Source organism: Nocardia sp. NPDC058058 (assembly GCF_042885355.1).
Lineage (GTDB): Bacteria > Actinomycetota > Actinomycetes > Mycobacteriales > Mycobacteriaceae > Nocardia.
Genome location: NZ_JBHVSA010000002.1, coordinates 1,048,365 through 1,066,505, shown reverse-complemented (window position 1 = coordinate 1,066,505; position 18,141 = coordinate 1,048,365). Strand labels below are relative to the sequence as shown.

At 67.0% G+C, this 18,141-nt stretch carries 19 protein-coding genes; 8 read left to right on the top strand and 11 right to left on the bottom strand.

All coding sequences use genetic code 11. The features are described 5' to 3' along the window. The first annotated feature begins 24 nt into the window (after window positions 1-24). Window positions 25-513, top strand: coding sequence for a glutathione peroxidase (locus ACFVUS_RS19650; protein ID WP_387767879.1), 489 nt, complete (start codon window positions 25-27; stop codon window positions 511-513). On the opposite strand, the gene ACFVUS_RS19645 is transcribed toward ACFVUS_RS19650, so the two are convergent. Together ACFVUS_RS19645 and ACFVUS_RS19640 are read right to left on the bottom strand one after the other, a co-directional pair. After that, window positions 510-1,862: a cytochrome P450 gene (locus ACFVUS_RS19645; protein ID WP_387767876.1), complete on the bottom strand. Its 1,353-nt coding sequence runs from the start codon at window positions 1,860-1,862 to the stop codon at window positions 510-512. The two genes, ACFVUS_RS19650 and ACFVUS_RS19645, sit on opposite strands and share 4 nt — an antisense overlap. A 120-nt stretch (window positions 1,863-1,982) precedes the next feature. Further along, window positions 1,983-2,540, bottom strand: coding sequence for a TetR/AcrR family transcriptional regulator (locus ACFVUS_RS19640; RefSeq protein ID WP_387770020.1), 558 nt, complete (start codon window positions 2,538-2,540; stop codon window positions 1,983-1,985). Between the two features lie 124 nt (window positions 2,541-2,664). Here ACFVUS_RS19640 and ACFVUS_RS19635 point away from each other — a divergent pair, with 124 nt between their 5' ends. Further along, entirely contained in the window at window positions 2,665-3,318 is a 654-nt protein-coding gene (locus tag ACFVUS_RS19635; protein ID WP_387767873.1) for a class I SAM-dependent methyltransferase, read from the top strand. 6 nt (window positions 3,319-3,324) lie between these two features. Here ACFVUS_RS19635 and ACFVUS_RS19630 read toward each other — a convergent pair whose 3' ends face one another. The 9 genes from ACFVUS_RS19630 to ACFVUS_RS19590 all read right to left on the bottom strand — a co-directional run bounded on the left by ACFVUS_RS19630 (window position 3,325) and on the right by ACFVUS_RS19590 (window position 12,250). Then, window positions 3,325-4,398 carry a prenyltransferase gene (locus tag ACFVUS_RS19630; RefSeq protein WP_387767870.1) on the bottom strand — a complete coding sequence of 358 codons (1,074 nt, stop codon included), beginning with the start codon at window positions 4,396-4,398 and terminating at the stop codon, window positions 3,325-3,327. After that, window positions 4,385-5,116, bottom strand: a complete 732-nt coding sequence (locus ACFVUS_RS19625) for a class I SAM-dependent methyltransferase (RefSeq protein WP_387767867.1) — start codon at window positions 5,114-5,116, stop codon at window positions 4,385-4,387. The genes ACFVUS_RS19630 and ACFVUS_RS19625 overlap by 14 nt, the downstream gene beginning before the upstream one ends. After that, entirely contained in the window at window positions 5,110-6,345 is a 1,236-nt protein-coding gene (locus ACFVUS_RS19620) for a glycosyltransferase family 4 protein (protein WP_387767864.1), read from the bottom strand. Before ACFVUS_RS19620 ends, ACFVUS_RS19625 begins: the two co-directional genes overlap by 7 nt. Window positions 6,346-6,421: 76 nt before the next feature. After that, entirely contained in the window at window positions 6,422-7,276 is an 855-nt protein-coding gene (locus ACFVUS_RS19615; RefSeq protein ID WP_375962171.1) for an LLM class F420-dependent oxidoreductase, read from the bottom strand. A gap of 15 nt (window positions 7,277-7,291) precedes the next feature. Next, window positions 7,292-8,764 carry an FAD-dependent oxidoreductase gene (locus ACFVUS_RS19610; protein ID WP_387767861.1) on the bottom strand — a complete coding sequence of 491 codons (1,473 nt, stop codon included), beginning with the start codon at window positions 8,762-8,764 and terminating at the stop codon, window positions 7,292-7,294. A 28-nt stretch (window positions 8,765-8,792) separates the two neighbouring features. Then, entirely contained in the window at window positions 8,793-9,152 is a 360-nt protein-coding gene (locus ACFVUS_RS19605; RefSeq protein ID WP_387767858.1) for a carboxymuconolactone decarboxylase family protein, read from the bottom strand. Window position 9,153: 1 nt separating this feature from the next. After that, window positions 9,154-10,029, bottom strand: a complete 876-nt coding sequence (locus ACFVUS_RS19600; protein ID WP_387767855.1) for an NAD(P)-dependent oxidoreductase — start codon at window positions 10,027-10,029, stop codon at window positions 9,154-9,156. Beyond that, window positions 10,026-10,778 (bottom strand): SDR family oxidoreductase, encoded by a 753-nt coding sequence (locus ACFVUS_RS19595; RefSeq protein WP_387767852.1) that lies wholly within the window; start codon window positions 10,776-10,778, stop codon window positions 10,026-10,028. Before ACFVUS_RS19595 ends, ACFVUS_RS19600 begins: the two co-directional genes overlap by 4 nt. Before the next feature lie 11 nt (window positions 10,779-10,789). Next, window positions 10,790-12,250, bottom strand: coding sequence for an aldehyde dehydrogenase (locus ACFVUS_RS19590; RefSeq protein ID WP_387770017.1), 1,461 nt, complete (start codon window positions 12,248-12,250; stop codon window positions 10,790-10,792). Window positions 12,251-12,490: 240 nt separating this feature from the next. Here ACFVUS_RS19590 and ACFVUS_RS19585 point away from each other — a divergent pair, with 240 nt between their 5' ends. From ACFVUS_RS19585 to ACFVUS_RS19560, 6 genes are read left to right on the top strand one after another with little or no spacing between them, the layout of a single operon-like run. Further along, window positions 12,491-13,693: a cytochrome P450 gene (locus ACFVUS_RS19585; RefSeq protein ID WP_387767849.1), complete on the top strand. Its 1,203-nt coding sequence runs from the start codon at window positions 12,491-12,493 to the stop codon at window positions 13,691-13,693. Next, a complete protein-coding gene (locus ACFVUS_RS19580; protein WP_387767846.1) occupies window positions 13,694-14,497 on the top strand; it encodes an SDR family oxidoreductase in 804 nt (267 codons plus the stop codon). It abuts the gene before it with no gap. 2 nt (window positions 14,498-14,499) lie between these two features. Next, the gene (locus ACFVUS_RS19575) at window positions 14,500-14,703 is read left to right on the top strand and encodes a ferredoxin (RefSeq protein WP_364637481.1); all 204 of its coding nucleotides are present in this window, start codon (window positions 14,500-14,502) and stop codon (window positions 14,701-14,703) included. 10 nt (window positions 14,704-14,713) lie between these two features. Beyond that, window positions 14,714-15,262 (top strand): nuclear transport factor 2 family protein, encoded by a 549-nt coding sequence (locus ACFVUS_RS19570; protein ID WP_387767842.1) that lies wholly within the window; start codon window positions 14,714-14,716, stop codon window positions 15,260-15,262. Further along, window positions 15,256-16,512, top strand: a complete 1,257-nt coding sequence (locus tag ACFVUS_RS19565) for a hypothetical protein (RefSeq protein WP_387767839.1) — start codon at window positions 15,256-15,258, stop codon at window positions 16,510-16,512. The genes ACFVUS_RS19570 and ACFVUS_RS19565 overlap by 7 nt, the downstream gene beginning before the upstream one ends. 13 nt (window positions 16,513-16,525) lie before the next feature. Continuing rightward, on the top strand, window positions 16,526-18,133 hold the full coding sequence (locus ACFVUS_RS19560) for an acyl-CoA synthetase (protein WP_387767836.1): 1,608 nt from the start codon (window positions 16,526-16,528) through the stop codon (window positions 18,131-18,133). The last annotated feature ends 8 nt before the right edge of the window (window positions 18,134-18,141 follow it).

Genomic DNA, 18,141 nt, shown 5'->3' with positions numbered 1-18,141 from the left:
GCGAACCCGTTCTACTATGCGAATGTGACCTCACTTCGCGAAATTCCCGTACAGACCCTGGACGACAAGCCCACCACCCTCGCCGAGCTGGCCGGCGACAAGGTGGTGCTGCTGGTCAACGTGGCCTCCAAATGCGGTCTGACCCCGCAGTACAACGGCCTGGTGGAACTCCAGAACGCCTTCGGCCACCGCGGTTTCACCGTGATCGGCGCGCCGAGTAACCAGTTCATGGGCCAGGAACCCGGCACCGCCGAGGAGATCGCCGAATTCTGTTCCGCCACCTACGGTGTGGACTTCCCGCTGCTGGAGAAGCTGGAGGTGAACGGTGACGGCGCGCACCCCATCTACCGCGAGCTCACTCAGGCCGCCGATGCCGACGGCACCGCCGGTGACGTGCAGTGGAACTTCGAGAAGTTCCTGATCGGCCGCGACGGCTCGGTGCTGGCGCGTATCCGCCCGCGCACCGAGCCCACCGACCCCTCGGTCATCGCGGCGATCGAGAGTGCGGTCTAACGCGTGCGCCTGCGATAACGCACCGCACACGGCTGTTCCAACTGCACGACCATTTTCGAATGGTCGTTGCGGTAGCTGTCCGACGGCTGGGAGAGTTCGAACTCCCAGTCGCGCAGCAGAATCGAGAAAATCGCCTTCAACTGCATGAGGGCGAAGGCCGCGCCGACACAGCGGTGGCGGCCCGCGCCGAACGGGATCCAGGTCCAGCGATTGACCAGATCCTCCTGATTCGGGTCGAGATAGCGGGCCGGATCGAAGGTATCCGGATTCGGGAAATCCGCCGGAATCCGGTTGGAGACAGCGGGTGTCGCCGCCACCAGATCGCCGGGCGCGATGCGATGCCCGCACACCTCGAACTCGTCCTGCGCCACGCGCATCAGGATGATGAGCGGCGGATGCATGCGCAGTACTTCCTTGAGTACCGCTTCCAATCGCGGAATCCGGCGCAGCGCATGGAAACTCACATCCGCGCCGTCGGCGTACAGCTCATCCAGTTCGGCCACCACACTGCCGAGCACTTCCGGATTGCGCAGCAGTTCGATGATCGTCCAGGCGGCGGTGCCGGAGGTGGTGTGATGCCCGGCGAACATCATCGAGATGAAGATCCCGGTGATCTCACTGGCCGAGAACCGGGGGTTGCCCTGCTCGTCCGGCACCGACACCAGCACATCGAGCATGTCCCGATCGTCTTTGCCCCGTGCGGGATTCGCGAGCCTGCCCGCCATGATGTGCCGCACCAGTTTCACCAATTGATGCCGGGCCGCATCGCGGCGGCGGAAGCTCTCGATATCGGCGTTCGGGTCCACGTAGCAGTAGGCGTCGGTGCCGCGCTCCAGCTCGTGATAGAGGTGCGCGAAGCGGTCGTCCAGCTCCTCGCGGAACTTGGTGCCGATGAGACAGGCCGAGGAGGTGTAGATGGTCAGCTCGGCGAAGAATTCGAGCAGATCGATCTCGCCCGCATCACCCCAGGACGCCAGCATGCGATCCACTTCGCGGGCGATGGTGGTGGCGTGCCCGCGCATCTGATCGCCGCGTAACGCGGTGTTGTGCAACATTTCCTTGCGACGTTCCGGCGGTGCGTCGAACACCACGCCCGCGCCGAAGATGGGCTTCATGAACGGATAGGCGGCGGCCTGATCCAGATCCTCGTCACCCGCCCGGAAGAAGAATTCGTTGGCCCGCGCGCCGGACAGCAGGATCACATCCCGGGTGGCGAGTCGGAACGAGCCGATATCACCGCATTCGGCGCGCACCCGCGTCATCAGGGCGATGGGATCGGTCCGGAACTCTTCGAGATGGCCGTGCTCGTGCTCGCCGCCCGAGACCGGCCGGGGTGTGACCGGGGTCATCGGAATACCTCCCGCGCTGGAGTAGACACCTGTCTGGACAGTACTACCGGCGTGCGGGCGCGGCAAGAGATTTCAGTGGGGGATAAACGATTTCGGGAAAAGTGCGGGTGCGGTCGAAGGTCAGCCGCGCAGTGCGTGCAGTGCGGCCTTCTCCAGCCGGTCCGCGATTTCGGCATAGGAGGCGTAACCCATGCCCGCGCGCACCAGTGCGCCCGCGTACAGCAATTCCAGCGTCTCCACCATTTCGAGGTCGCTGTCCGAGCCGAGCGCGTTGATCAGCCGCTGCCGGATCTCGCTGCCGATGCGCAGCCGCAGATGCGCCACATCGGGATCGGTGCCGAGCAGGGCGCTGGTCACCGCACCCGCCAGTGCGGGTTCGTCGGCCACCAGCATGGCGATCTGCCGCAGCACCGCGACCGCCCGCTCGGTGCTGTCCGCATCCGCGAGATCGGGTGCGGGGGTGGCGGCCAGGCGTCGCCAGAACATCTCCGCGACCAGGTGTTCCTTGGACGAGAAGTAGGTGTAGGCGGTGGCGGTGCCCACCCCGGCGGCCGATGCCACCATGCGCACCGTGAGACCCGCGAACCCCTCGCGCGAGAGCACCTCCATCGCCGCCCGGGTGAGCCGGTCGACGGTCTCGGCCTGCTTCTCGGTAAGGCGGCGGCGGGTGGCCTCCATGTTTACGACCGGGCGGTCGGAAAGAGAATCAGACACGTGTCCGGATGCTACTATGGCGCTGCTCTCCGGGCAACTCGCCGATACGCAATCCGTATCAATGCGCGCGCCCCAGAAAGGTTTTCGGATGACTCAGGCCGACATTTCCGCCGACACCGCCGCATTGTTCGCGCTCGCCGAACAGGCCATCGGATTCATGCCGCCGGAAGAAGGCCGCGCGCTGTACGAAGCGGCCCGCGACTACGCGGGTGACGGCGCGATTCTCGAAATCGGCACCTACTGCGGCAAATCCGCGATCTATCTGGGCGCGGCCGCCCGCGAAACCGGTGCCGTCGTCTTCACCGTCGACCACCACGGCGGCTCCGAGGAACATCAGCCGGGCTGGGAATACCACGACCCGACGCTGATCGATCCCGAGACCGGCGTCTTCGACACCTCGACCACGTTCCGCCGCACCATGATTCGAGCGGGCCTCACCGAAACCGTCATCGGCGTCATCGGTTCCTCCGCCACCGCGGCGCGTTTCTGGCGCACCCCGCTGCGCCTGCTGTTCATCGACGGCGGGCACACCGAGGAAGCCGCCCAGCGCGATTACGACAACTGGACGCACTGGGTGGCGGGTGGCGGCCTGCTCGCCATCCACGACGTTTTCCCGGACCCGGCGGACGGCGGGCAGGCCCCGTACCACATCTACCGCCGGGCGCTCGACTCCGGAAAGTTCCGCGAACTGTCCGTCACCGGGTCGCTGCGCATTCTGCAGCGCAACGCCGCCTGCAACTGACCGCCCTCAGTGCGTCGGCGTGGTGGCGCAGGCGCAGTGGCTCGCGGTGATCCGGGTCGGGCGGAGCAGATCGCGGAAGATGTTGTTGGCCGGGGTGGTTCGGGTCAGGGCATCGGCGGCCAGCAGGGTGGCGGCCGCGGTCCAGGTGGTGCGTTCCTCGGGCCAGCGTTTGCCATCGGTGAAGACCAGGCCGGTCCAGTAGGAGCCGTCCGGCTCCCGCAGGTGCTGCATGTTGATGAAGAGCTGGCGGGCCCGGCGGTTGTCGCCCAGGGCATCCAGGGCCAGCACCAGTTCGCACGTCTCCGCGCCGGTGACCCACGGCTGGTCGGAGACGCAGCGGATGCCGAGGGTGGGGACGACGAAATCCTCCCAGCGGGAGGTGATTCGGTCGTAGGCGGTGCGGCCCCGAATCGCGCCGCCGAGGATGGGGTAGTACCAATCCATGGAGTAGCGGCTCTTGTCCAGGAACGCCTCGGGATGGTCGCGCAGGGCATGGCCCAGGCGCAGCGCCGCCACCTCCCAGGAGGGTTGCGGATCGTCGAGCTGATCGGCCAGGGACAGCGCGCAGCGCAGGCTGTGGAAGATGCTGGAGCAGCCGGTGAGCAGGGCTTCGCCGGAGGAGCCGCCGGGGCCCAGGGACCAGTGGATTTCGCCGAATTCGCCCTGTTGCAGGGACAGGACGAAATCGATGGCGGCGCGGACCGTCGGCCACATCTCCCGCGCGAATTCGGAATCGTCCGTGCTGGTGAGGAAGTGCAGGACGCCGGTGGCGATATAGGCGCAGAAATTGGTGTCGGCGTCGGCGTTCTCGATGACGCCCGCGCGGAACTGCATCGGCCAGGAGCCGTCCGCGCGCTGGGTTTTCGCGGACCAGCGATAGGCGTCGCGGGCCTGATCCCACAGGCCCGCGATGGTCAGCGCCATGGCGTTCTCGATGTGGTCCCACGGGTCGGTGTGGCCGCCGGTGAACCAGGGCAGCGCGCCGTCGGATTCCTGGGTGGCCGCGATGGATTCGGCGGTGCGCAGGCAGTCCCGGGCGGACAGGACGCCGGGGACCGCGGGTAGCTCAGCGATGGGCACGGCGGACCGCGGGCTTCGCGAAGTACAGCGCCACGCTCTTGCCGATCAGCGGGTCCAGCAGGCGTTCGGTGGTGCGGGTCAGCTGCGGCGCGGACATCATGTCCCACACCAGCATTCGGTGATACATCGACACCGCGGGATGCCTGTCGTTATTGACGCCCACCGCGCATTTGAGCCACCAGTACGGCGAGTGCAGGGCGTGTGCGTGCGCCCTGTGGATAAATCGCAAACCCCGTGCGGTGATCTTGTCGCGCAATTCGTCGGCGCGGTAGATGCGCACGTGCCCGCCCTCATTGGCGTGATATTCGTCGGACAGCGCCCAGCAGATGCGTTCGGGCAGCCAGCGCGGGACCGTAACGGCCAGTGCGCCACCGGGTTTGAGCACGCGCGCCAGTTCGGCGATGGCCGCGCCGTCCTGCGGAATGTGCTCGAGGATCTCCGAGGCGATCACCACGTCGAATTCGCCGTCACCGTACGGCAGGTCGAGGGCATCACCGCGGACCGTCTCGGCCTTCGCGTACTCGGGCGCTTCGCCCGCCTCCGCCATGGCGTGGAACATGGTGTCCACATCGGCGAGGTCGCTGCCGTTCTGATCGAACGCCACGATGTCGGCGCCGCGCCGATACGCCTCGAAGGAATGCCGTCCGGCCCCGCACCCCACATCGATGACGCGGGTGCCCGGGCCGATGCCCAGGCGGTCGAAGTCGACGGTCAGCATGAAAGGGCCTCCTGATGGCGTGCGATGGCATGTTCGTAGATGGAAACCGTTTGCGCGGCAACGGCTTCCCAGCTGAAGACGGTGAGGGCGCGCTCGCGGCCCGCCCGGCTCAGGCGTTGCCGCTGCGCGGGGGAGTCGAGCAGTGCGCCGAGGGCGCGGGTCAGGTCATCCACATTGCCGGGCTCGACCAGTTCCGCGCAGTCCGCGACCACCTCGGGCAGTGCGCCCGCGCGGCTGGCCACCAGGGGTGTGCCGCTGGCCATGGCTTCCACGGCGGGCAGTGAGAAACCCTCGTACAGCGAAGGGATGCAGGCGATCTCGGCCGAGGCCAGCAGGCGCGCGAGTTCCGCGTCGTCGAGCCCGCTGACGGCGGTGACGATATCGGCGAGACCGAGTTCGGCGATCAATTTCTCGGTCGGGCCGTCCGTCTCCAGCTTGGCGACCAGCCGGAGTTCGAGATCGTGTGTGATTCGCAGGCGGGCAATGGCATTGAGCAGGTGCGCGATGCCCTTGAGCGGTTTGTCGGCACTGGCCACCGCCACTATCCGGCCCGGCACGCGCGGCTCCGCGTGCGGCCGGAAGAGTTCGGTGTCCACGCCGAGCGGCACGGTGCGCACCTGCTCCGGGCGCACCCCGAAGTCCTGGACGATATCGGTCGCCGACGAGGACGAGACCGTGATCAGTTCCGGAATCCGCCGGGCGACCCGCTCCTGCATGCCGAGGAAGCCATACCACCTGCGCACGAACGGTTTTCGCCGCCACGGCGCGGCGGCGAGGTCGACCGCCCGGTCCCGGGTGATCGGATGGTGGATGGTCGCCACCAGCGGCAGGTGCCGGGCGATGTCCAGCAGCCCGTAGCCGAGGCATTGATTATCGTGCACCACATCGAAATCCGCTGTCCGGGAACGCAGTATGCGCGCGGCGCGGGTGCTGAAGGTGCGCGGCTCCGGGAATCCGGCCGTCCACATGGTGGCGACCTCCAGCAGATCGGTGCGATCCCGGATCTCCGACGGTCGCGGCGTGCGGAATGGATCCTCGTCCCGGTACAGGTCCAGGCTCGGCACCTCGGTGAGCCGCACGCGCGGGTCGAGGAGCTCCGGATACGGCTGTCCGGAGAACACCTCGACCTCGTGCCCGAGTTCGGCCAGTCCGCGACTGAGGTACCGGACGTATACCCCTTGTCCGCCGCAGTGGGTTTTGCTGCGATAGGACAGCAGGGCAATACGCACGGGCACACCTTTCCTCGGCCGCAGCGAAATCTACTGGGGGCGTGTGTCTTTCAGGTAACGATCGCTCCGTGCGCGGTCAGGCGTTACGGATCGGCTCGAGTTTGCCCGCCAGCCGTTCCAGATAGGCCAGCACATCGGCCTCCGGCTTGTCCGGCAGTCCGTACAGCACATCGGTCACACCGGCCTCGGCCCAGCGGGCGAGCTTGTCCGCATCGGGCTTGAAGTCCAGCGCCACCACGCGCGGCGCGCCCTCGCGTCCGGCTTCCTTCCAGATCTTCATGAGCAGGGCGGTGGACGCCGAGACATCGGTTTCGGCGGGCGTGGTGATCCAGCCGTCACCGGTCCGCGCGATCCACTTGAAGGTCTTCTCGGTGCCGCCCGCGCCGATCAGCAGCGGAATATGCGGCTGCACCGGCTTGGGCCAGGCCCAGCTCGGCCCGAACGATACGAAATCGCCGGAGTAGCTTGCCTCTTCCTGCGTCCACAGCGCGCGCATGGCCTCGATGTACTCGCGCAGCACCGTGCGCCGCTTATTGCCCGGCACGCCGTGATCGGTGAGTTCATCGGTGTTCCAGCCGAATCCGGCGCCGAGGGTGAGGCGGCCACCGGACAGGTGGTCCAGCGTCGCCAGGGTCTTGGCTAGCGTGATCGGATCGCTTTCGGTGGGAAGCGCCACCGCCGTGGACAATTCGATCCGCGAGGTCACCGCCGCGGCCGTGGCCAGCGAGACCCACGGATCCAATGTCCGGGTGTACCGGTCATCGGGAAGTTCGGAAGTTCCGGTGAGCGGATGCGCCGCATCACGTTTCACCGGAATATGGGTGTGCTCCGGCACGAAGAACGAGTCGAACCCGTTGTCCTCGGCCCCCTTGGCGGCAGCGGCGGGCGTGATCCCGCGATCGCTGGTGAAGAGAACAATACCGAATCGCATGTGCGCCTACCTCTCTCAGTTGCCCTTGGCCGCGGCTACACCCGCGCGCCGTCCGTAGAAACTTCCATCACCCAGCGAACAGCCGCTGGCGTAACCGCCCGCGCAGATGCCCGAGGAGACCCGGCCCGCCGCGAAGAGTCCCGCGATGGGTTCGCCGGAGACGTGCAGCACCCGCGAATCCAGATCGGTGCGCAGTCCACCGAGCGTGAAGCCGCCGGTGTATCCGCGCAGGTCGTACGCGCCGAGCGGAGCGCTGATCGGCTTCACCCACTCGGTCTTCTTGTGCAGGAACGGATCTTCGCCGTGCTCGGCATGCCGGTTGTACAGATCGATGGTGGATTGCAGGGTGCCCGCGGGCAACCCCATCTCACCTTCGAGTTCCTCGATGGTCTCGGCCACCCAGGTCGGCGCGATGCGCAGGAAGCTCATCGAGGATTTGGTCTCGAACGCCGCCTCCAGCGCCGCCTCGTCGATGATCAGGTACGCCTTGTTGTCCTGATCCTGGAGCACCGCCTGACCCATGCGCCCCGGATAGGTGTCCTCGGTGATGAAGCGCTGGCCGTGCCCGTTGACCAGGATGCCGCGCGCGATCACCTGCGGGTCCGCGATCAGCGCGACCTCGGTGGCGTCCATATGCGCCAGATCCGCGCCGAGCGCCTGCGCCACCCGGATGCCGATGCCGTCGTGTTCCTCGACGGTCGCGGCCGGGCGGCCGAGGATCTTGGGCGCGTACTGCTCCACCATCTGGTGGTTGTAGGCGAAGCTGCCGGTCGCCAGCACCACACCGCGTTCGGCGCGCACGAACAGCTCCTTGCCGTACCGCTTGGCGGCGACGCCGACCACGCGCCCGGTCTCGTCGACGATGAGCCGTTGCAGCCGGACATCGAATTCCTGTCGCACACCCAGCTTTTCGGCCTGCTGGGCGAGCGGTTCCATCAGCATGTAGCCGCCGCCCTTCTCACCCAGTTTCTTGTCCCGGGTCCAGGCCAGATGCCCGCGCGGCGCGGGGGTGGCGATGGCGTTGAACGGTGCGGAGTTCTCGCCGCCGGAGAACATCAGGCCCTCGTCGGCGGGCGGCTCATAGGCGGGTTCGCCCCAGAACACCTCGTTGAACGGCACACCATTGGCGACCAGCCAGTCGAAGTGCTCGACACTGCCCCGGCAGTAGTCGTGAATCTTGGCCTTGTCCACGCCCGGCCCGAGCGCGGCGGTCAGGAACTTCTCCATCTCCTCCGGAGTGTCCTCGAACCCGAGCTTGCGTTGCAGCGCCGTACCGCCGCCGAGGTAGATGAACCCGCCGGACAGGGCGGCCGCGCCACCCCATCCGCCGGTGCGTTCCAGCACGAGCACATCGGCCCCGGCCCGGGCCGCCTCGATGGACGCGCACACCCCGGCAATGCCGAAGCCGACGACGACCACTTCGGCTTCGAGATCCCAGGAGCTCACCTCACTGGCCCGGAGTGGTCGCACGGTTGCGGTATCGGCCATGGTCTTGGAATTCCTAACTGGTGGAGGACTATTGCTTCTTGTGTGCCTTGACGGCCTTGCCAACGACGCCGTCGAGGGTGGTGCCCGCGGGCCAGCCCACGTAGTGGCACAGGAACAGCGCGATCTCGTGCAGCTGCTCCTCGTCCAGCTCGTCATTGCGCAGCGCCGCGCCGACCTGGATCTCCGCGATATCGAACAGGCCCTGCGCGGTGACCGCGCCGAGCAGCAGCAGTCGCCGATCGCGCAGGGACAGCCCCGGGCGGGACCAGATATCGGCGAACAGGTGATCCGCGGTGACACCGAAGTGCACGCCCGGACCGTCCTGGAACTCCCAGCCGTACACCTCGCTCATCTTCTTCAGACCGCGTTCTCTGCGTTCATCGGTCATTTCACCACTGCTCCTTTGCGATTGCGCCGCGGCCGACGCCGAGACCGTCACCGAGGCCGCCCAGGGCCTGATCGGCGAGCGGCAGGTCGACGCCGAGCCGGCGGCCGAGATCGAGGGCGAGGGCGAGATCCTTCTCGCCGAGATCACGTACGTGCGTCAGGATCGGGAACCAGAAATCGTCCTGGGCGACCGGTGCGGAGGTGTTGCGCAACATGATCGCGCCCGGACCGCCGGTATGCGAATCGGAATGCCGCACCACCTTGCCGAGTTCGGTGATGTCCAGTCCGGCGGCCTCGGCCAGCCGCTGCGATTCGGCGGCGGCGGTGAAAGCGATGAAGTGAAGCAGGTTGCGCGCCAGCTTCATTCGGGTGCCCGCACCGACCTCGCCCGCGTGCACGATGAGCGAGGCGAAACTGGAGAACGGGCCGCGCACGGTCTGGAAGGCGGTATCGCTACCGCCCACCATGATCGCGAGGCCACCCTTCTGCGCGGCCGGTGCGCCGCCACTGATCGGGGCGTCCACGAATTCCACACCGTGCTCGGCACATTCGGCCGCGAGCTGGATCGCCGTGGTGTCGGAGATGGTCGAGTGCACCGCGATCACGGTGCCCGGCTTCGCGGTGCGCAGCATGCCGTCGGGTCCGGTCACGACCGAGCGCACCTGGGCGTCGTCGAGCACCACCACCGAGATCACCGCGCACCGCTCGGCGACTTCGGCCGCCGATGCCGCGGCCGTCGCACCGCCGTCGACGAAGGGGGTCAGCGCGTCCGCCCGCATATCGCAGACCACCAGCCCGCCCGGCCGGGCGAGCAGCCGTTTGGCCATGGGCGCGCCCATATTGCCCAGGCCGATGAATCCCACCGCGGTATCGCTCATGCTCGGAATACCGTTCCGCCATCGACATTGAGCACCTGGCCGGTGACCCACTTGGCATCGTCGGAGAGCAGGTACAGGCAGGCCCCGACCAGATCCTCCGGCGTGCCCAGCCGCTTGATGGCCGCGCCCTTGACGATCTCGTCCACGAACTGCTCCGGCACGATGGAGCGGGTGGCCTCGGTGTCGATGGGACCGGGCGCGATGGCATTGATGCGAATGTTCGCGCTGCCCAGCTCATGTGCCAGCTGCTGGGTGAGGCTGTTGATGCCCGCCTTGGCCAATCCGTAGAAGCCCGAGTACGTCCACGCGGCGGTGGAGGACTGGTTCACGATCGAGCCGCCGCCCTGTTTGCGCATCGACTTCCACACCGCGCGAGTCATATTCAGCGCGCCGTCCAGATTCACGCCCATGAAATTCTTGTAGTAGTCCCACGGCACGGACAGCAGCAGGTCCAGTTTCATGGTGCCGTAGATGGCGGCGTTGTTGACCAGGTGGTCGATGCGGCCGAACTCGTTGCGGGTGAATTCCGCTACGGCGGCCGCGGATTCGGGGTTCGACACGTCCACTTCGTGGAAGACCGCGGTACCGCCGTCGGCGGTGATGCGCTTGGCGACATCCGTGCCGCGTTCGGTGTTCAGGTCGGCCACAACGACTTTCGCGCCCTCGGCGGCGAGTGCCTTCGCGTACTCCTCGCCGATGCCCTGCGCGGCTCCGGTGACAATGACTGTTCTATCGGTGAATCGGGCCATGACGTGCTCCTTCAGCAGCCGGTCGCGATAAGTTTGGTTTCGAGGTACTCCTCGAATCCGGCAATGCCCATTTCCCGGCCGATGCCGGATTGCTTGTATCCGCCGAAGGGGGCGTCGGCGGAATACCAGATCCCGCCGTTCACGCTCAGGGTGCCGGTGCGCACGCCCTCGACCACGGTGCGGACGCGCTCGGTATCGGTGCCCCATACGGTTCCGGACAGGCCGTAGGGGGAATCGTTGGCCAGGCGCACGGCATCGTCATCGCCGTCGTGCGCGATGATCACCAGCACCGGGCCGAAGATCTCCTCCTGTGCGACGGTCGCCGAATTGGTCAGGCCCGCAATGAGAGTGGGCTCGATGAAATAGCCGGGCCGATCGGGCCGGTTACCGCCGATGACGGTGCCGCCCTCGCTGCGCGCACTGTCCAGGTAGCGTTCGACTGTGCCGCGCTGGCGTTCGGAAATCAGTGGGCCGCAGACGGTTCCGGGCTTGTTCGGATCGCCGGGCCGGATGCCCCGCAAAGCGCGCGTGGCGATCTCGACCGCCTCGTCGTAGCGTTCGCGCGGCACCAGCAGGCGGGTGCTGATGGCGCAGCCCTGTCCGGCGTGCACGCTCACCCCGAAGGCCGCATAGCTCACCGCCGCCGACAGATCCGCGTCATCCAGCACGATGAACGCCGATTTGCCGCCGAGCTCCAGGAACACCTTCTTCAAAGACTGTGCGGCAGCGGTCATCACGGCTTTGCCGGTGCGCGTCGATCCGGTGAACGAGATCATGTCCACGCGCGGATCGGTGACCAGCCGCGACCCCAGGCCATGGTCGTCCGAGGTGACGATATTGATCACCCCGGCCGGAATATCGGTCTCCTCGGCGATGATTCGCCCCACCGCCGCCGCGCACCACGGGGTGTCCGGGGCCGGTTTGAGTACCACCGTGGCCCCCGCCGCCAGCGCCGGGCCGATCTTGGCGAAATTGATCTGATGCGGGAAATTCCACGGGGTGATCGCGCCGACCACGCCGATGGGCTCGCGCCGCAGCGTGCGACTGCTCTTGATGCCCATGGGCGACGCCACGCCGAGATCTGTTTCCCAGGAATAGCTTTCGGCCAGATCGGCGAAGTAGCCGAGATCGGTGATCGGGCCCTCCAGCTGCGGTCCGGCGGTCAGCATGCGGGGCGCGCCGACCTCGGCGATGGTGATCTCGCGCAGGTCCTCGAGATGGGCGCGCAGCGCGTCGCGCAACTGCCGCAGACAGTGCGCGCGGAAGGCCGGATTCCGGGACCAGTCGGTGTCGTCGAAGGCGGTCCGCGCGGCGGCGATGGCGGCATCCATATCGGCGGCATCGGCATTGGCCGCCCAGCCGATTTGCTCCCCGGTCGCCGGATCGAGGTTGCTGAACACACCGGCCCCGCCGGGTACCAGCTTGCCCCCGATCAGCAATTGGGACCCGTCATCTGGAATGAGATTGCTCAGGCTCAACGGTAGCTCCCATGCTGTCCGGACACGTGTACGGACTATAAGTTCGGACCTCGGAAACACGCAAGAACATGTTTCAGTTTGCGAGACTGGTTCCGAGTATCGATTTTCGATTCCCGTTGTCAGCCAGCCCCCGCGCCAGTACTGTACGGACACATGTCCAGCCAGATGTCCCAGGGGTTGGGCGCCGTCCGTCACAGTCGACGAACGTGTTATCGAATACGAGGTGCACAGACCATGACCGCAGCCTCCCTAGAGCCGCTGCTGTTCGACCCGTACGACTACGGCGTCCATGAGGACCCGTACCCGGTCTATCAGCGCCTGCGCGCCGAAGCGCCGCTCTATCACAATCCGACCCTCGACTTCTGGGCCCTGTCCAGGCATGCCGACGTGGCCGCCGGATTCCGTGACAATGTGAATCTCTCCAGCGCCAACGGGGTCTCGCTCGATCCCGCCGCCTGGGGTCCGCACGCGCACCACACCATGTCCTTCCTGGCCATGGACGATCCGCGGCACCTGCGCCTGCGCAAACTCGTGTACCAGGGCTTCACCCCGCGCCGGGTCACCGAGATGGGCGATCGCATTCGCGAGATCACCCTGCAACACCTCGAACCCGCGCTGGCCGCGGGCAGTTTCGACTGGATCGACGATGTCGCGGGCAAACTGCCCATGGATGTCATCTCCGAACTGCTCGGCGTGCCCGAGGCCGACCGCGCCGAACTGCGCCGGCTCGCCGATGTGCTGCTGCATCGCGAAGAAGGCGTGCTCGATGTGCCGGTGCCCGCCATGGAGGCCGCGCTACAGCTGTTCGGCTACTACACCGAGATGGTCGCGCAGCGCCGCAAACAGCGCACCGAGGACCTGACCTCCGCACTGCTGGACGCCGAGGCCGACGGGGACCGGCTCACCGATGAGGAGATCATCGGCTTCATGTTCCTGATGGTGGTCGCGGGCAACGAGACCACCACCAAACTGCTCGGCAACGCATTGCACTGGGCCGGAGTGCATTCCGAGCAGTACGCCAAGGTCGCCGCGCATCCGGATCTGGTCGACGACTGGGTCGAGGAGACACTGCGCTACGACGCGTCGAGCCAGATCCTGGCGCGCACCGCGGCGGTGGATCTCGAGTACTACGGGCGGACCATTCCGCAGGGCTCGAAGGTGCTGCTGCTCATCGGGTCCGCCAATCGCGATACGGCGGCCTTTCACGATCCGGACAGCTATGACATCGACCGTGCCGACAAGGGCGGCCTGATCAGCTTCGGCCGCGGCGTGCACTTCTGCCTCGGCGCGCACCTGGCGCGGCTCGAGGCCGGAATCGTCTTGCGCGAGTTCACCGATCGGGTGCGGTCCTACGACCTGCTGCCCGGCAGCGAACGCGTGCATTCGGTGAACGTGCGCGGCTTCGCGAAATTGCCCGTGACAGTGGAGGTTCGGTAAATGCCAAAGTTCACACCGCATCCGGCGCGGCGGCCGGTCCTGATCGCCGGGGCCTCCTCCGGTATCGGCGCGGCCACCGCAACGGCCCTGGCGGAACTGGGATATCCCGTCGCGCTCGGCGCGCGGCGGGTGGAGATCTGCGAGGAACTCGCCGAGAAGATCCGCGCCGACGGTGGCGAAGCCTTCGCGCACCGGCTCGACGTCTCCGATACCGCCTCGGTGGACGAATTCGTCACCGCCGCCGAAAACGCGCTCGGGCCGATCGAAATCGTGGTTTCCGGAGCCGGCGACCTGGAATTCGCATCCGGTTGGGCAATGGATCCCGACCTCTTCGAATCCCAGGTCCGGGTGCACCTGGTGGGCGCGCAACGACTCGCGCACCGGCTCATCCCCGGCATGATCGAACGGCAGCGCGGCGACTTCGTGGTCATCGGCTCGGACTGCGCCGACCGGGCGCGACCCGGCGTCGGCGCGTACAACGCCGCGAAAATGGGCGTCGAAGCCCTGGCCCGGCAATTGCGCATGGAACTCGAGGGCACCGGCGTGCGCTCCTCCATCGTGCGCCCGGGCCAGACCCTCACCGGAATGGGCATGACCGCCGACCCCGCGGTCATCGGACCCATGCTCGAGGAATGGGTGAAATGGGGTTTCGCCCGGCACCCGCACTTCCTGCGCGCCTCCGATATCGCCGCGGCCATCGTCGCGGTCGTCTCCACCCCGCGCGGCGCGCACCTGGTGCTGGTCGAGGTACAGCCCGAAGCGCCGATCAAAGAGCCTGAGCCGAACAAGAATTCAGGAGAATAGCCATGCGGATCGTCGTCGACATCGATCTGTGCCAGGGGCACGCCGTCTGCCAGGACGAAGCCCCCGGGCTCTTCCGCGTACCCAAACAGGGCCAGGTCGAGATCCTCAGCGCCGACCCCGGCGACGATCTCGAAGCGGCCCGCACCGCCGTCCGCTACTGCCCCACCCAGGCGCTCGCACTCCGTGACGACAGCACGGCCGATTGAAGGAATCATCATGGCCTGGTCCCGCACCGAACTCGACGACATGATCACCCGCTGGGTGGAGGAGAACCGGCGCTGCGAAGCGCTCGGCGACTGGAAACCCCTCGCCGACTTCTACACCCCGGACGCCACCTACGGCTGGAACTACGGGCCCACCCAGGAATTCATGGCCGTCGGGCGCGATGAGATCCGCGATATCGCACTCGGACAGGAGATGTTCGGCCTGGAGGGGTGGACCTACCCCTATCAGGAATTCGTGGTCGACGAGCGCAGCGGCAGCGTCATCGGCTTCTGGAAACAGATCAACGAGAAGACCCGCGCCGACGGACGGCCCTACAGCCCGGAGGGCATCGGTGGCAGCTGGTTCCGGTACGCCGGCGACGGGCAGTGGTCGTGGCAGCGCGACTTCTTCGACTTCGGCAATGTCACAGCGCTTTTCGTGGAGATGATCTCCGGCGGCGTGCTGTCCTCGGGCATGCAGAAGCGGATCGAGCGCTCGGTCTCGGGCGAACCGCTCAAAGGCTGGTATCCGGTCGGACAGGGCCCGGCGTCACTGTGGTGAACAGTCGATACAGCTCGCTGACCCGCGGCGAGCTGGCCATCCTGGTACCCGAACTGCTGCTGTGCGGGCATCTCATCGACCGCTCCGGAATGGCCCACGCCATCGGCGCTTTCGGGCGCGAGGGCATGACCGGGGTGGCCATCGACGAATGGCGGCTGGCCTCACCCATCTACACCCGTCGCATGCGCGCCGCCCTCGGCATCACCGGGGACGGCGTGGTGGCCATCTTCAAGGGCTTCCAGCTCGATATCGGCGCGCCACCGCAATTCATGGATTTCCGCTACCGGGTGGACGATCACGACAACGGCGCGTTCCACCTGGACCACTGCGGCGCGCTCGCCGATGTGGAACCCATGGGGGAGGAGTACGTGGTCGGCATGTGCCACCACATCGAAGACCCCACCTTCGATGCCACGGCACTGGCCACCAATCCCCATGCGCGCGTGCGGCCGCTGCATCGACCGCCCCGGGTACCCGCGGATCGGACGCCGGTCTGCGCCTGGACGGTGACCATCGATCGGTCGCAGCCGCCGTTCGAGGCTCCGGCGGACGCGTTGGCATTGGCCGAAACACGCGCGGCGACTGTGGAATTGGCGGCGATCGAACAGGACGGCGACGGGCGGCACGACTACGCCGGACCACTGCTGAACGATCTCCGATTCACGGACTTCTCCCGATCGGCATTGATCCGGATGGCCGACGAGGTGTGCCTGCAACAGCACCTGCTCACCCTCGGATTCCGCCGAGCGGTCGCCGAACGTTCGGATTCGGCTGTGGCCCTGGGCATCACGCGTAAGCAGTTCATCGGAATCGCCGGAATCACCGCCGAACGCCTGCGCCTCGCGCTCGGGCTCGGCGATGACGCGGCGGCGCTGGCCAAGGTATTGCGACTGCATCCGGCCCTGAATCCGGCGGACTACGTCGACGCCGAGGTGAGCAGCGAAACCCACGGCGGGGAGCGGACGGTGGAGCTGCGGCTCGGCCGCGACTGCGGCGCGGTGGCGGACGGGGCCTGGGCGGCACTGGTCGACGACACCCACCTCGAGGCGCTCAACGCGCTTGCGCGCGGGGTGAATCCGCGTTTCGAGGTCCGGGTGCGAAGCGTCACCGACACCGCGCTGACCGTCGAATTCGGACTGTCCGCCACACCCTTCCGGGAGGCGGGCGAGGTCGCCATCACCCGCTTCAGCACCGGAGCCGACTTCTCCTTCACCGACCGGGGAATCCCCCTGCCGCTCACCGTCCTGTAGAAAGCGAACGCCCATGGCCCGCAACTTCGCCGACCTCTACGAACACTCCGCCGACGCGGTACCCGACCGGCTCGCCGTCATCGAGGGCGAACGCCGGCGCACCTTCGCCGAACTCGACGAGCGCGCCAATCGCCTGGCGCATCACCTGGCCGCCGCCGGGGCCGGACCCGGCACCCATATCGGCTTCCATATGCACAACAGCATCGAAACCCTCGAAACGCTGTTGGGCTGCTTCAAGATTCGCGCGGTACCGATCAATATCAACTACCGGTATCAGGCCGAGGAACTGCGCTACGTCTACGACAACGCCGATCTGGAAATGGTTGTGCACCACCGCTGTTACGCCCCGCTGCTGGAGGCGGTCCGGCCGCAACTGCCGAAACTGCGGCACAGCCTCGTGGTCGAGGACGATCAGGGCGGCGACGGACTGCCCACCCTGTCGCAGTCGTATGAGGAGGCGCTCGAAAACTCCTCCCCGAAAAGGGATTTCGAGGAGCGCAGCGCCGACGACCTGTTCATCATGTACACCGGCGGCACCACCGGACTCCCCAAGGGCGTCATGTGGCGGCAGGAGGACATGTGGCGGGTCCTGGGCGGCGGCATCGACTTCTACACCGGCGAACCGGTACTGGACGAGTACCAGCAGTCCCGCGCGGGCGCGGCGCTGGAGCAGCCGCTGCGCTGGTTCGTGCTGCCGCCGCTGATCCACGCCGCCGCCATGATGCCCACCTTCACCGCACTCTGGTCCGGCAACACCGTGCTGTTCGAACCCCGCTTCGATCCGGCGCGCATCTGGCAGACCGTGGCGCGGGAGCGACCGAACATCCTGGTCATCACCGGTGACGCCATCGCCCGGCCGCTCGTGGACGCCTACCGGGCCGCACCCGTGGACGCCGCCTCGGTGTTCTCCATCGGGTCCGGTGCGGCACAGCTCACCCAGCCCGTGAAAAACGAACTGCTGGAACTGTTTCCGAACACCCTCGTCACCGAATCCATCGGATCCTCCGAAACCGGTTTCGGCGGAATCGGATTCGCGCAGAAGGACGACGATCCGGGACGCGGGCCGCGGGTGAACACCGGACGCGGCGCGCTGGTGGTGGACGATGCCGGGCAACCGGTCGAGCCCGGCGGCCAGGGCTGGCTGGCCAAGACCGGCAATGTGCCGATCGGCTACTACAAGGATCCGGTCAAGACCGACAAGCTGTTTCGCACGGTGGACGGGCAGCGCATGGTCATCACCGATGATCGGGCCCGGGTCGAGGCGGACGGGGCCATCACGCTCATCGGGCGCGGGAACATGGTCATCAACACCGGCGGCGAGAAGGTCTTCCCCGAAGAGGTGGAGGCCGTGGTCAAGGCGCACGAATCGGTATACGACGCCGTCGTGATCGGTATCGCGCACGAGCGCTGGGGACAGCTGGTCGGCGCGGTGGTATCGGCTCCGGCCGGGATCGATTTCTCCGGACTGGAGGATCATGTGCGCGCACATCTGGCCGGATACAAACTGCCCCGGCGCATCTGGGTGACCGAGACCGTGGCGCGCACGCCCAGCGGAAAACCCGACTACCGCTGGGCCAAGGCGTACGCGGAATCCGCCGAGCCCACACACGAGGTGCGATAACCGGTTAT

Excerpts from the sequence above, each read along its gene's own strand:
- ACFVUS_RS19645 (WP_387767876.1), bottom strand. The coding sequence starts at position 1,862 with ATGACCCCGGTCACACCCCGGCCGGTCTCGGGCGGCGAGCACGAGCAC.
- ACFVUS_RS19640 (WP_387770020.1), bottom strand. The coding sequence starts at position 2,540 with ATGGAGGCCACCCGCCGCCGCCTTACCGAGAAGCAGGCCGAGACCGTC.
- ACFVUS_RS19635 (WP_387767873.1), top strand. The coding sequence starts at position 2,665 with ATGACTCAGGCCGACATTTCCGCCGACACCGCCGCATTGTTCGCGCTC.
- ACFVUS_RS19625 (WP_387767867.1), bottom strand. The coding sequence starts at position 5,116 with ATGCTGACCGTCGACTTCGACCGCCTGGGCATCGGCCCGGGCACCCGC.
- ACFVUS_RS19615 (WP_375962171.1), bottom strand. The coding sequence starts at position 7,276 with ATGCGATTCGGTATTGTTCTCTTCACCAGCGATCGCGGGATCACGCCC.
- ACFVUS_RS19610 (WP_387767861.1), bottom strand. The coding sequence starts at position 8,764 with ATGGCCGATACCGCAACCGTGCGACCACTCCGGGCCAGTGAGGTGAGC.
- ACFVUS_RS19605 (WP_387767858.1), bottom strand. The coding sequence starts at position 9,152 with ATGACCGATGAACGCAGAGAACGCGGTCTGAAGAAGATGAGCGAGGTG.
- ACFVUS_RS19600 (WP_387767855.1), bottom strand. The coding sequence starts at position 10,029 with ATGAGCGATACCGCGGTGGGATTCATCGGCCTGGGCAATATGGGCGCG.
- ACFVUS_RS19595 (WP_387767852.1), bottom strand. The coding sequence starts at position 10,778 with ATGGCCCGATTCACCGATAGAACAGTCATTGTCACCGGAGCCGCGCAG.
- ACFVUS_RS19585 (WP_387767849.1), top strand. The coding sequence starts at position 12,491 with ATGACCGCAGCCTCCCTAGAGCCGCTGCTGTTCGACCCGTACGACTAC.
- ACFVUS_RS19580 (WP_387767846.1), top strand. The coding sequence starts at position 13,694 with ATGCCAAAGTTCACACCGCATCCGGCGCGGCGGCCGGTCCTGATCGCC.
- ACFVUS_RS19575 (WP_364637481.1), top strand. The coding sequence starts at position 14,500 with ATGCGGATCGTCGTCGACATCGATCTGTGCCAGGGGCACGCCGTCTGC.
- ACFVUS_RS19570 (WP_387767842.1), top strand. The coding sequence starts at position 14,714 with ATGGCCTGGTCCCGCACCGAACTCGACGACATGATCACCCGCTGGGTG.
- ACFVUS_RS19560 (WP_387767836.1), top strand. The coding sequence starts at position 16,526 with ATGGCCCGCAACTTCGCCGACCTCTACGAACACTCCGCCGACGCGGTA.